Below are 13,823 nucleotides of genomic sequence, written 5' to 3' on the forward strand. Positions count from 1 at the left end.
ATGACTTGGGATTACAAACATGAACCATTTACAGATTTTAGCGATAGCACCAATCAAGCAGCATTTAAGGAAGCTTTAACATTAGTAAAGAAAGAATTAGGAAAAGAATATCCGATTGTAATTGGTGGGAAGAAAATTTTTACCGAGGATAAAATTGTTTCGGAGAACCCATCCAATCATAAAGAAATTGTCGGCTATGTTTCAAAAGCATCTCGCGATCATGCGGAGCAAGCCCATGAAGCGGCTCAAGAAGCTTTTAAAACGTGGAAAACTTGGTCAGCTGAGTCACGTGCGGCGATTCTTTTCCGTGCGGCAGGATTAATTCGTAAAAGAAAACATGAATTTTCAGCTTATCTTGTTTATGAAGCTGGGAAACCGTGGAAAGAAGCGGATGCCGATACAGCGGAAGGAATCGACTTCCTCGAATATTATGGCAGACAAATGCTTTCTTTAAAAGATGGCGTCAAAATTCACAGTCGTGAACAAGTCGAGCATAATCAATACAACTACATTCCATTAGGAGTTGGAGTAACGATTTCTCCTTGGAATTTCGCCTTTGCGATTATGGCAGGAACGACGATTGCACCCGTTGTCGCTGGTAATACCGTTCTTTTAAAACCAGCAAGTACAACTCCTGTTATCGCTTATAAGTTTATGGAGATCTTAGAAGAAGCAGGACTGCCAGCAGGAGTGGTCAACTTCATTCCAGGTAGCGGTTCTGAAATCGGTGACTATTTAGTTGACCATCCGAAAACGGCTTTTGTTAACTTCACAGGTTCCAAAGATGTTGGCGTACGCATTTATGAACGGGCTGCAAAAGTACATCCTGGCCAAAAGTGGTTCAAACGTGTAGCGATTGAAATGGGCGGAAAAGATACAATCATCGTTGATAACGACAGCAATATCGAAACAGCTGTCCAATCGATTGTACAATCGGCGTTTGGTTTCTCTGGACAAAAATGTTCAGCTTGCTCAAGAGCCGTTATACACGAGGATGTCTATGATGAAGTGTTAGAAAAAGTTGTCGCAGAAACAGAGAAATTAACCGTTGGTGATCCTACTGATTATACAAACTATATGGGCCCAGTTAATGACCAGGCCGCTTTTGATAAAGTGAAGCAATATATTGAAATTGGGTCTTCTGAAGGGAAACTAATGATAGGCGGAACAGGCGATAATTCAACAGGATACTTTGTGAATCCAACCGTATTTGCAGACGTTGCCCCAGATGCACGACTTATGCAAGAAGAAATTTTCGGACCGGTTGTCGCCTTCTCAAAAGCGAAGGATTTTGATGAACTTTTAGAAATTGCTAATAACACAGAGTACGGGCTAACAGGAGCGATTATCTCTAATAACCGTGAACACCTTGAAAGAGCTCGTCATGAGTTCCATGTCGGCAACCTTTATTTCAACCGTAGTTGTACAGGGGCCATTGTTGGTTATCAACCATTTGGTGGATTTAATATGTCTGGTACAGACTCTAAAGCAGGCGGACCCGATCATTTATTATTATTCTTACAACCAAAAACCGTTTCAGATGCTTTATAAGAATTAATATTCATTTAATGTTAGCTAGAAAGGACTATCTCAAAAGGCTACATCGCCTTTTGAGAAGCCTTTTTTCGGTTGATGAGCGTTCATATTACAGGGCGTATAACCCTTCATTTAAAAAGGCCTTCAAACAACAAAAGAAGCTTGTAAGTGGTACAAAACCATCACCCACAAGCTTCTTTAATACTATTCTTCTACTTTATCCTTCAAACCAGCTCAACTACTCAATACCTTTTTAATCCGCTCAAGGGCCCAGTCCAACTCTTCTTTTTTTATAACTAGTGGCGGGGCAAAGCGAATGACTTTTTCATGTGTTTCCTTACATAAAAGGCCTTCTTCTTTTAACGACTCACAATATTTTCTAGCTGGTACTGTCAGCTCAACTCCGATAAATAAACCTTTTCCACGAACTTCTTTAATAAGAGGATTGTCTATTTTCACTAGTTCAGATTTCAAATATTCGCCTAGCTCAAACGAACGCCAGGCCAATTTCTCTTCCTCAATCACATCGAGAGCCGCGATTGAAACCGCACACGCTAGTGGGTTTCCACCAAAAGTTGACCCATGTGACCCAGGTTCAAATACCCCTAAAATGTTTTGATTAGCCGCTACTACTGAAATCGGAAATACCCCACCACCGAGGGCTTTCCCTAAAATATACATATCTGGCTCAACATCTTCCCAGTCACAAGCAAACATTTTTCCCGTTCTCCCTAGCCCGACTTGAATTTCATCGGCAATGAAAAGAACATTTTGCTCCTGGCAAACTTGAAAAGCTTCTTTTAAGAAACCCTCTTTAGGGACAATAATCCCTGCTTCTCCTTGAATTGGCTCTAATAGAAAAGCAGCTGTATTTTCCGTAATTGCCTCTTTTAAAGCATTTAGATCGCCATACGGAATAACCTTAATACCAGGTAACATTGGTCCAAATCCTCTTTTATACTCTTCATTTGAAGAAAGCGAAACGGCTGTCATCGTTCGCCCGTGAAAGTTCTCTTCACAAACAATAATCTCGGCTTGATTTTCTTTCACGCCTTTTATATCATAGGCCCATCGTCTCGCAGCTTTCACCGCTGTTTCAACCGCCTCTGCCCCTGTATTCATTGGCAAAATCATTTCTTTTTTCGTTAAGTGGGCTACTTTTTCATAAAAAGGAGCAAGTTGATCGTTATGAAAAGCTCTTGATGTTAAAGTAATGTTATCCGCCTGAGCCTTTAGGGCTTGAGTGATCTTAGGATGGCAATGCCCTTGGTTAACCGCCGAATAGGCACTAAGCATATCCAAGTATCGATTGCCCTCTGGATCCCAAACCCAGACTCCTTCTCCCTTATTGAGCACAACAGGTAGTGGATGATAATTATGAGCCCCATATTTTTCTGTCTTTTTTAGAATCTCTGAAGTTGCTGACATGTGTAAAAACCTCCTACTTCTTTTCGTTAAGTAGTTCCAAGTCCTTCCTATCCAAACCGGCCTCATGTTCATACATAAAGTCGAAACATCTTACCATTTTATCTCTTTATTATGTATTCCATTTCGAGTGACCGTTCTCCTCTTATTCGGAAGGAAATTTGCTAGGAAACGATACCAACAACCTAATGCCCTTTATTTATTATCATAAAAATGCGAAACCACTCCCTGCCACTACCTACCTTCTTAACATCCACACGACAAATGGAATGAATAAAAAGGCTAAAACACCACCTGCTAATGATAACGTGGCATAACTTGAATGAGCCACAACCATCCCTGAAAGCGCTCCACCAGATGCTCCTGCTAAAGCAATTAGAACATCAACAGTTCCTTGAGTCTTAGCCCGAGTTGTCGCTGTTGTTGCATCAACAATGATCGTTGTTCCACTTATTAGTCCAAAATTCCAACCTAACCCTAACAAAGCAAGAGCAATCATTAAATTCATTAAGGAATCTGCAGGTCCAAACGCGGCAAAGCCCCCCGCTAAAATTAACGTCACGCCCGCAGCCAGCACCATTATCTTCCGTCCAATTTTATCCACCAATACTCCTGTAACTAAAGATGGCAAATACATCGCCGCTACGTGAACCGCAATCACTAATCCAATTTCACTTAAACCATGCCCATGATGTCCCATATGAACAGGTGTCATTGTCATAATCGCGACCATTACAATTTGGGTGGATACCATTACAGTTGCCCCAGCAATCACACCTTTTTTATTAAAAATTTCAACAGGCTCGTTCGCCCGTTGCTCCTCCGTTTTACGCTCATTCTTTTCCTTTTCTATTTTCTTCGCTAAAAGAAAAGGATCCGGTCTTAACAAGACAAAAATAACAAGTCCAGCTAACAGAAAAGCTACAGCTGCCAAAATAAAAGGACCAGCAAGGGAAGGAATCCCCATCCGCTCAGCAAAATTCCCCATAACACTGACAAGATTTGGTCCTGCAACCGCTCCAAAGGTCGTAAAAACCATCGCTATGCTAATCGCCGTTGCTCGTTGTCTCGGTTTAGCTAAGTCTGTTCCCGCATATCGGGCTTGTAAATTAGTCGCTGTCCCCGCTCCATATATAAATAAAGAAAGAAATAATAGCCATATTTGACCAAAAAGAGCCGCAAAAACAACCCCAATTGCTCCTACTCCTCCAGTAAAAAAGCCTAGGGATAATCCTAAGCGGCGTCCAAATTGTTGCGTAGAACGACCGACTACATAAGCCGCTAATGCTGATCCTAATGTAAATAACGCTATTGGCAACCCAGCATATGCATCTGTACCAAGCATTTCCTGTGCCAGTAATGCCCCAACCGTAATTCCAGCCGCCAAACCAGCTCCACCAAAAATTTGTGAAATAACGACAATCCACAATGTACGTTTATATACTTTTTCTTGCTGCTGTGAAAATGAGTCACTTTCCCCAACAGACAATGCTGATTGTTCTGACACTTCGATCAATCCTTTCATTAACGAAATAGCGAAATATTAAATAATGATTCAACATCCTATAAAAAGAGCTACAAACAAAAAGAAACTCCACATTTAAACCTCGCCAATCGTTTGGTTAATTTTTCTAAATTCTCACTTCCTTTATTCTATATATTTACCACGAAATAATCTAGATTAATATATTGGAAAGACAAGTGATCAATTCGTATATTCATTAGTTTGAATAATGGCTTTGTACCCTTTTCAGATCGGTTTTTAGTTTCATTCGCTCTCTTTGATTCCCTTTGTGGCTTTGATTTGTCGGACTTTGGCTTCATTGGTGGCCTTTGATTCCCTTTGCGGCTTTGATTTGTCGGCTTTTGGCTTCATTGCCACCCTTTGATTCCCTTTGCCTCTTGGATCCAGCGGCTTTTGACTTCATTGGTCGCCTTCGATTCCCTTTGCCCCTCTGATTCAGCGGCTTTTGACTTCATTAACGGGCTTTGATTCCCTTTGCCTCTTGGATTCAGCGGCTTCCGGCTTCATTGGTCGCCTTCGATTCCCTTTGCCCCTCTGATTCAGCAGCTTCCGGTTTCATTGCCCCCCTTTGATTCCCTTTCACCTCTTTTTCGATCAACTTTTAACTTCATTTGGTCTAAGACTTTTATTCTCTTAATGACTACTCTGCTTTTCATCGACAAAAAAATTAAATATTTACTTTCATCTACACCTGGCATTTGCCTAAGCACAATCTTCTCTCGTTCATAAAATAGATTAATACCTAGAAACAGGAGTTGAACTTGATGGCGTTAGAAAAATTTGTCGACACCCTTCCGATTATGGAGGCAGCACAACCTACACATGTTGATGATAAAGGAGCTCATTATGAAATTGAAATGACAGAATTTACTCAGAAGCTTCACAGAGATTTAGAGCCAACACAATTATTTGGCTATAACGGTCAATACCCTGGGCCAACGATCCATGCCCAAAGACACCAACCAGTTCACGTCAAATGGATCAACAACTTGCCTGACAGACATTTTTTACCGATAGATAAATCGATCCACCATCTCGATATGGAGCCAGAAGTTCGTACAGTCGTTCATTTACACGGAGCTGAAACAAGAGCAGATAGTGATGGTTATCCAGAAGCTTGGTATACACGAGGGTTCGAACAAAAGGGGCCATTATTTGAACGGGAAATCTATGAATATCCGAATGCACAAAGGGCGGCAACATTATGGTATCACGATCATGCGATGGGCATTACCAGATTAAATGTTTATGCTGGTTTAGAAGGGCTATATTTACTTCACGATAAGGATGAAGATAGATTAAAGTTGCCAAGTGGAGACTATGATATTCCCCTCTTAATTCAAGATCGTACTTTTAATGAAGAGGATGGTTCCTTATTTTACCCTAGACAACCCAATAATCCTGGACCCAATTTTCCAGATCCTTGTATCGTCCCTTTTTTTGGGGGAAATACAATCTTAGTCAATGGAAAGGTTTGGCCTTATTTAGAAGTAGAGCCTAGAAAATATCGCTTTCGACTTTTAAATGGTTCGAACTCACGAGGGTACACACTTTTCCTAGATAGCGATCAAACCTTTTATCAAATTGCTTCTGATGGCGGATTATTGAGAAGAACAGTTCCTCTAAAAGAATTCGAGTTCGAGCCCGCTGAACGAATTGAAGTGATTATCGACTTTTCAAAACACGTGGGGGAAACGATCACCTTAAGAAATAACCTCGGGCCAAATGCGGACCCAGAAAACCCCATTGCTGATATTATGCAATTTCGAGTGATCTTACCTCTCAAAGGGCGTGATAGAAGCCGGCTCCCAAAGCATCTATCAACGATTCCTTGTTTAAGACAAAATGACGTAACGAAGATCCGAAATTTGACACTAAATGGTGGTGTCGATGATATCGGTCGAGCACTCCTTTTATTAGATAATCATTTTTGGCATGACCCAATCACAGAAAACCCAAAGCTTGGAGCTACTGAGATATGGAATATCATAAATGTGACCAATTTTCCACACCCTGTGCATATTCATTTAATTCAATTTCAAGTGATCGGCCATCAAGCGTTTGATTTACCTTTATATAATGAAACCGGAGAAATCCAACTTATCGGCCCACTCATTCCTCCGAAGGAAAATGAGCGAGGCTGGAAAGATACCATTGCAGCTCCTGCTGGTCAAATCACGAAGCTCATTTGCCGATTTACTCCATATGCAGGCCTGTATGTATGGCATTGTCATATTTTAGAACATGAAGATTACGATATGATGCGACCAATGAGAGTTGTCGACCCAACCGATAACAACCCGAGTCCAATGCCTCCAGGACACGGGTACGGCCACGATAATGGGACACCGATTGAAAGGCCAAGACCTAGACCGAATCCACCTATCGATCACGGTGAGCATTAAGCGAGGTGGTACCTCCCGGATTTTGTCGAGACAGCTGAAGTTAAAATCAGCTGTTTTTTCTATTTACCTCAAAGAATTAATTCCCATAAAAAAAGTCGATGAAAGGCTCCTAAACTCCTCATCGACGGACTTATATATTTTATTGATACAGAACCTTCAACCAATTTGTTTAATTATTTTTCCCAGCTTCAATCATAAGGAAAATCGCCGCTAAAATATGCAAAATCATTCCTACGCCTGGAATCCATCCGAGTGCTGATGCTAAGATTCCTAAAATATGACCCGTTTTACTTCTGTTTTCTTTAGAGGCAAAAACTAATCCAATAATATGTAAAATCAACATGATCCCAAGAGGAATCCACGCAAGCGAAAGAATAATGAGACCACCAATAAATGGAATTCCCCAAAATGCTTCAAGACCACCAAAAATCCATTTCATCACACGACTAGGGCCCGCATCATTGCTTTCTAATTGAGGATTTACTTCTTCTGTCATCTTATCACCCCTTTTTAAAATAAAGCGAAGTCCGTTCATCCAGAACCTATTTTTCTCGAGCTTCTAACGGACGTAGCTAGAATAAATATAGTGACATTTCCTTTAACATTAAGAATGTCACAAAACAATTAATACATACTGTTTATTTACTATCAGTAAAAGTTCCTTCTTATCATTATGTAGGTGGATGTCGATATATAACCGATTTCAACCTGTTTAATGCTTTAAAAATAAAGACAATAAAAAACGTAGTTCCGCTCTGCATGAGGAACTACGCTACCATTAAATCAATCGCCTATTCTTGGTCAAAATGTTGCTCCTGATACTTTTCTCTTTCATCTGCACTTAAGAGACGAAGGGCTTCACCAACTGTACCATTTTGTAAACGCCAAATTGCATTATGATCTTCTACCGCCTTTGAGAAGTCTCCATCTGTCCAACGTGTTAATATTTCTAAATAAAGCTCTTCATTTTCATAGTCATTCTCTTCAATCACTTCTATTAATCTCTCAAGCCGCTCTTGGGTTACCTCAAACTTCCCCCATTTTTGCCGGGCGTGAATATAACCGTGCGACATGTGATGAATTCGGTTTTGAACACTTTCTTCACTCATCGCTAAAGGCAGAAGGGCTTCGATATCTTCACCCTCGATCGCTTGAATAATTGGTTCAGTTTCATCTTCCACTGTTTCTTCTGTATTTAGTGCTGCCGTTTCTATAGGCTCTCTACTTTCGACACTATCGGGTTCTTCACTATTTTGATAAAAAGGAAAATAAATGATAGCTCCGACTGCTACTAAGATAATCATGACTACAAACGGTTTCTTCACATTCAATCAGTCCCAACTCATTTCTCAATTTCGCTCATTTCAATCAGTCCTTGAATTAATACGACCTGCTCAATCATTTTCGATTAGTCCTATTTCGTTTCATATTAGCAAAATCATGACCTCGTATATGAAGTCGATTCGCTCAAGCTTTGTCACTCTACATTTCTTCTTCTTTGATGCTTTCATTTCCTGCTTAATTCAAAAAACTTACTAGCCTAAGCTAATAAGTCATTTGGAACGTCTTTATAATAGATTTTGCTTCTGAAGTTCAGAGATCACAATCCCAGAAATCGCTCTCGCCCCGTTCTCTGAAAAATGTGTATTATCTTCATTTCCTTCTGGGTAATTAGGTGCTTCCCCCGGCTTGAGCCACATAAACCATTTTTTCGACTCCTCTTTACCAAGCCTTTGATAAGCTTCTGAACTCAATTTCGTTAAATCAATAAAGTCGACTTCTTCTTCGCTTGCTAACTCAGCTACCTTCTCATCATAACCTTGATGCGGATTGAGTATTTTTCCACCTTCTGAAAAATAACGACGCTGTACCGGAGAAAGCAACACAGGAACGGCTCCTTTATTTCTCGCTTCCTCAACATATTGTTTGAGATTGAGCTTAAATTCTTCTGGTGTTGTCCCACGCTGATCCGTTTTCTGGTCATTATGGCCAAATTGAATAAGAAGCAAATCATCTGCTTCAAGATGCTGTAGGGCTCGTTGGAAATGGCCTTCTTCTCGAAAACTTTTGGAACTCCGACCTGACTGAGCAATATTTAATGTTGGGTAGTCTCGCAATTGCTCCGCAAGTAATTGCCCCCAACCATACTGTGGATAATGACCTGGCGGATGCTCAGACATCGTTGAATCACCAATTAAGACCATTTTTCTATGGGACAACTTTATTGGGACCAATTCTAACGAAGCAACACCATTTCCCCACCAAGCTATTTCAAATTGATCGTGCTCTACATACACATCATTTGTCATAATAAAAGCTTCTTTTCTTGGCGAAAGTGCAAGCTGACCGGTCAGAAGCTTAACGGTCGTATGTGGCTCAACTTCGGCTTTTAATTGATAAATCCCTTTTGGAACACTGATTAAAAAGGACGGCACTTGTTCATCATGGTATTGACCTGGTAAAAAATGCTCCCCACTTGTTAGTTTAAAACAAGCATTGACTGAAAGAGGGGAAAATTGACGTTGATCAGCAATCGATTTAAATGTAAATTTCATTGCTTAGCTCCTATATTTTTTATTAAATAATTTGGGCTTCCCTGTCTCAAACGACTTCAAGTCCTTAAAACACTCTGCCCCTATCATTCTACAAACTTTCGATAACCGACAAAGCTCCATTATTTAATAAAGCGTCAACATATAGACTAACTAGTTTACAATAGTGACTTAAATCCTGTCCCCATAGCTCTTCTGCTTGCAGCAATAAAGAAACCGTCTCTTCAAGCGACTGGGAGCCGTTATCGAAACTTGACCATTGCTCTTCTAATAAACTCATCGTTCCTTCATTTTCACGAATTGTATAGCTTGTTCCACCAAAATCTCCTTTTAAAAACGCTCCATCTTTTCCAACTGGTTTCATATAAACAAGCAAGGCAGCTAAACTAAATAATAGACGTTTGGGCTCCTCATTTTGCTGCTCGTAAGCTGCTAATGTCGGTAGGAGTCTCGTTTGAAATTTATAAATCGCATTCATCCCAATATCGGTTAATTGATGAGCTAAAAATGGATTCTCAAAACGTTCCAATACCGTTTCAGCGTAGGCTAATTTTTCCGCTTCCTCTGCCGCAACGACTGGCAACAACTCCTCTTTTAACCCTGCTTCAATAAACGTTCGTAATTTCGGATTGGCTAGTGCTCCACTTACGGTCTTTTCTCCTGCCAAATAACAAGCAGCAAACATCATCGTATGCAACCCATTTAATAAACGAACTTTGAGCTCACGATAATAACCCGTATTTTCCCACTTTACATTTAAGCCAGCTTCTTGAAACGGTAAGACATTAGCAATTGGGCGCTCAGGTTCAATCACAAATAAATGATAGGGTTCGGCCACCGTCAATAAATGATCTTCATATCCAAGCCTTTTAGCCCAAACATCTTCCTCACCACGCGGAAATCCCGTCACAATCCGATCAACTAATGTATTGCAAAAAATATTCGCCTCATCGACCCATTTCATAAAGGCGTCAGGAAGCTCCCAATCAAAAGCGATTCGTCTGACAATTTGTTTCAAGACTTGGCCGTTATCCTCAATTAATTCACATGGTACGAGATTTATCCCAGCCTCATGCGCTCCATCAAAATAGAGGAAGCGTTCATATAAAAAGGCGGTCACTTTCCCTGGAAACGATAGCGGGGACTTCCCTCGTTCATAGTCTTCTTTTTGATAGACGAGACCCGCTTCCGTTGTATTAGAAAACATCCATTTCACATGTGGGGAATAAGCAAGTTTCAACACTTCATCCCAATCACTATATGGATTAATCCCTCTAGAAATCGATTGAATTAACTCCGCATCATCGACTATCTCGCCGTCTAACTTGCCACGTAAAATGGTCGTGTATAAAGCATCTTGTGCTTCTAATACTGGAACTATCTTCCCATGCGGTGTCGGTTGAATCGTGGCAACCGTTCCATCATATAATCCCTTTTGATGAAGTTGGTGAAACATCCAGTCGAGAAAGCCACGCATAAAATTCCCTTCACCAATTTGCACAATCGTCTCATTGCCTTGCACAAAATCTAAATTAACTGCTTTTTTTGTTAATCGTTTTGTTTCCGTCTTATCCATAATTGGCCTCCCACTTACAAAATAACTCCATCTTTAAATAAAGCAATTTCCTTAAAGCCATTACGTTCATTATGTGTCGTGATTTCTCCTGAAGCGACTTGAAGGACGTATGTTAATAATTCATCAGCCAATTCATGTATCTCTTTGCCTTCTACCAATTGTCCGGCATTAAAGTCAATCCAATTTTTCTTACGTTCGTAAAGTGGCGTATTTGTGGAGAGCTTTACAGTCGGGACTGGACCGCCAAATGGTGTCCCTCTTCCGGTTGTAAACAACACAATATGAGCTCCAGCTGCAGCAAGGGCTGTGACCGAAACGAGATCATTTCCTGGTCCTTGTACGAGTGTCAACCCGTTTTTCCGAACACGCCCTCCATACGGCAAAACATCAGCTACTGGGGCAAAGCCACCTTTTTGGACACAGCCAAGTGATTTTTCTTCAAGTGTTGTAATCCCACCTTTTTTATTACCAGGTGATGGATTTTCATAAACAACTTGCCCATGTCTAATAAAATAGTCCTTAAAGCCATTAACCATTTCCACAATATCGGTAAAAACTTGTTCATCTGCGGCACGGTTCATTAAAATGGTCTCTGCTCCAAACATTTCGGGAACCTCTGTTAAAATCGTCGACCCACCTTGTGCAATCAAACGATCGGAAAACGCCCCGACAAGTGGATTTGCGGTAATACCAGAAAGCCCATCTGAACCTCCACATTTTAGACCAACCTTTAATTTAGAAGCCGGTAATTCTGTCCGTACATCCGCTTTCGCAAGCTCAGCAATTTCTGTCACAAGGTCTGAAGCTTCCTCTAATTCATCTGCCGCTTCTTGAACGGAAAGAAACTTTACCCGCCTAGCGTCATAATCACCGATCGCTTCTTTAAATAAATCAATATAATTGTTCTCACAACCTAATCCAAGGACAAGCACTCCTGCCGCGTTTGGATGTTGAACAAGATTGCTTAATATCGCTTGCGTATGTTTTAAATCATCGCCTAATTGTGAACAGCCGAATGGATGTGGATAATGGTAGACACCATCAATATTTTCATACCCTTCTTGATTACCTAAGCGGGCAACGAGCTCAGCCGTTTTATTAATGCAGCCAACTGTATTGATCACCCAAATTTCATTGCGAATCCCGACCTCACCATTTTTTCGAACAAAACCTTTAAACGTTCTCGTTGTCGTTTTCTGTTCTAGTTCTAATGTGGCTGCCGCTTGGTTTGGTTTATACTCATAATCTAATGTGCCATCCAGAGTTGTTTTTGTATTATGGGTATGCACCCAAGAGCCAAGTTCAATCGTTTCCTTAGCGAAACCAATCGGAAACCCATATTTGTGGATCGGTTCACCAACCTGAATGTCATGGAGAGCGATTTTATGACCACGGGCAACGTCTTCCTTCAATGTAATCACTTGACTATCAAATTCTATCGTTTCACCTTTTTGATAGTCTTTTAACAAAACAAGGACATCATCATTAGCATGGATGAGTAAATGGTCCATCTTTACACCTCCTCTTTTTCCGTGAGCAAGCTTTTAATTTTGATCGGTTGGCCGCTTTTCGTCGATTTCCAGACCGCTTCACCGACTGCGATTGAATAAGTTCCAGCCTCGGCCCCTGCTAATATTTCATACGGACGTGCCGGGTCTGGACCAAGGAAGATATCTTCTTGAATTAACGGGTCCCCCCCACCATGACCCCCCTCATTTTTGACAACATGGATAATTTCCTTCGAGCCAAAGAGCGGGATAAAATCAATCGTTTGCTCTGGAACAGGGAATGGCGTTCTAGAAGGGGCATGATATTCTTGTGTTTCAATGCGCCCTTTTGTCCCATTAATCGCAAGACGATAGCCTTCATAAGGAACAGAGAAGTTAATCGAATAGCTAAGTAAAGCGCCTTTGTTATATTTAACCGTTGCGACATACGTATCTTCTATTTCAATTTCACTATCAAAAATACAGGAATCTGGACGGTAATTTGTATAAGCTCCTAAATCCTGTCCCGCCATTAAATGGTCGTCCTTCGCGGCCGTTGTGTCACTACGACCAAACCAACGGCGATAGTAAGAACAGTTTTGCTGCTCACTACATGTTCCGCAATGTCTGCCGTCTCGAGGGCTTGGATTTAACTCGCTTTCTTGTCCGTAATAATGTAAATCTCCAAAAGCAAACACTTCTTCAGGCTGTTGGTTAATCCACCAATTAACTAAATCAAAATGGTGTGTCGATTTATGCACAGAAAGCCCTCCGGAAAAGGCACGTTCTCTGTTCCAACGCTTGAAGTAGCTTGAGCCATGATACGTATCAATATACCAATTTAAATCTATTGATGTGACCTTGCCAATTTTACCTGACTGAATTAATTCCTTGATTTTAATATGGTACGGACTATAACGATAATTAAAAGCAACCGTAACCTTTCCTTTACTATTTTGTTCTGCTTCAAGGACCCTTCTTGCATCCTCACTCGTTGTCACCATTGGCTTTTCACTAATAATATCTAGGTTTAACGCAAGACCACGTAAAATATAATCCACATGGGTGTCATCGCGGCTTGTGACAATGACCGTTGTCGCACCTGTTTCTTTCACCATTTGTTCAAATTGCTCTGGTGTATAAAAGCCAACCCCAGCAAGTTCTGGATACGTATCTATACAAACTTCATATCTTCTCGTATCAAAATCTAACAAACCAACGACTTGATTTTCATGATGAAATCGTGTCAAAATCGGTTCTATAAACATCTTAAGGGCCCTATTACTAAGGCCACAAACGACTATTTTCTTCATCTCG

At 40.7% G+C, this 13,823-nt stretch carries 10 protein-coding genes; 2 read left to right on the top strand and 8 right to left on the bottom strand.

Going from position 1 to position 13,823, the window contains the following annotated elements; all coding sequences use genetic code 11:
* A complete protein-coding gene (gene pruA / locus AA0017_RS16615) occupies nucleotides 1-1,551 on the top strand; it encodes an L-glutamate gamma-semialdehyde dehydrogenase (RefSeq protein ID WP_413376247.1) in 1,551 nt (516 codons plus the stop codon).
* 219 nt (nucleotides 1,552-1,770) lie between these two features.
* Here the strand turns inward: pruA and AA0017_RS16620 are convergent, their stop codons facing one another.
* Together AA0017_RS16620 and AA0017_RS16625 are read right to left on the bottom strand one after the other, a co-directional pair.
* Nucleotides 1,771-2,964, bottom strand: a complete 1,194-nt coding sequence (locus AA0017_RS16620; RefSeq protein ID WP_413376249.1) for an ornithine--oxo-acid transaminase — start codon at nucleotides 2,962-2,964, stop codon at nucleotides 1,771-1,773.
* Between the two features lie 235 nt (nucleotides 2,965-3,199).
* Complete coding sequence (locus AA0017_RS16625) at nucleotides 3,200-4,468, bottom strand: MFS transporter (RefSeq protein ID WP_413376251.1); 1,269 nt, start codon at nucleotides 4,466-4,468, stop codon at nucleotides 3,200-3,202.
* A 782-nt stretch (nucleotides 4,469-5,250) separates the two neighbouring features.
* Between AA0017_RS16625 and AA0017_RS16630 the strand changes: the two genes are divergently transcribed.
* On the top strand, nucleotides 5,251-6,891 hold the full coding sequence (locus AA0017_RS16630) for a multicopper oxidase family protein (protein ID WP_413376253.1): 1,641 nt from the start codon (nucleotides 5,251-5,253) through the stop codon (nucleotides 6,889-6,891).
* Nucleotides 6,892-7,060: 169 nt separating this feature from the next.
* Here AA0017_RS16630 and AA0017_RS16635 read toward each other — a convergent pair whose 3' ends face one another.
* The 6 genes from AA0017_RS16635 to AA0017_RS16660 form a co-directional block, all read right to left on the bottom strand.
* The gene (locus AA0017_RS16635; RefSeq protein ID WP_413376254.1) at nucleotides 7,061-7,387 is read right to left on the bottom strand and encodes a hypothetical protein; all 327 of its coding nucleotides are present in this window, start codon (nucleotides 7,385-7,387) and stop codon (nucleotides 7,061-7,063) included.
* Nucleotides 7,388-7,682: 295 nt separating this feature from the next.
* Entirely contained in the window at nucleotides 7,683-8,216 is a 534-nt protein-coding gene (locus AA0017_RS16640; RefSeq protein WP_413382663.1) for a DUF6241 domain-containing protein, read from the bottom strand.
* 243 nt (nucleotides 8,217-8,459) lie between these two features.
* Nucleotides 8,460-9,446 (bottom strand): rhamnogalacturonan acetylesterase, encoded by a 987-nt coding sequence (locus tag AA0017_RS16645; protein WP_413376256.1) that lies wholly within the window; start codon nucleotides 9,444-9,446, stop codon nucleotides 8,460-8,462.
* A gap of 88 nt (nucleotides 9,447-9,534) precedes the next feature.
* On the bottom strand, nucleotides 9,535-11,019 hold the full coding sequence (locus tag AA0017_RS16650) for a tagaturonate reductase (RefSeq protein WP_413376258.1): 1,485 nt from the start codon (nucleotides 11,017-11,019) through the stop codon (nucleotides 9,535-9,537).
* A gap of 14 nt (nucleotides 11,020-11,033) precedes the next feature.
* The gene (locus tag AA0017_RS16655; protein ID WP_413376260.1) at nucleotides 11,034-12,530 is read right to left on the bottom strand and encodes a UxaA family hydrolase; all 1,497 of its coding nucleotides are present in this window, start codon (nucleotides 12,528-12,530) and stop codon (nucleotides 11,034-11,036) included.
* Nucleotides 12,531-12,532: 2 nt separating this feature from the next.
* Nucleotides 12,533-13,819 carry a Gfo/Idh/MocA family protein gene (locus AA0017_RS16660; protein WP_413376262.1) on the bottom strand — a complete coding sequence of 429 codons (1,287 nt, stop codon included), beginning with the start codon at nucleotides 13,817-13,819 and terminating at the stop codon, nucleotides 12,533-12,535.
* Nucleotides 13,820-13,823 lie beyond the last annotated feature (4 nt).

It is taken from the genome of Alkalihalobacillus phoenicis, assembly GCF_047302405.1.
GTDB lineage: Bacteria > Bacillota > Bacilli > Bacillales > Bacillaceae_D > Alkalihalobacillus.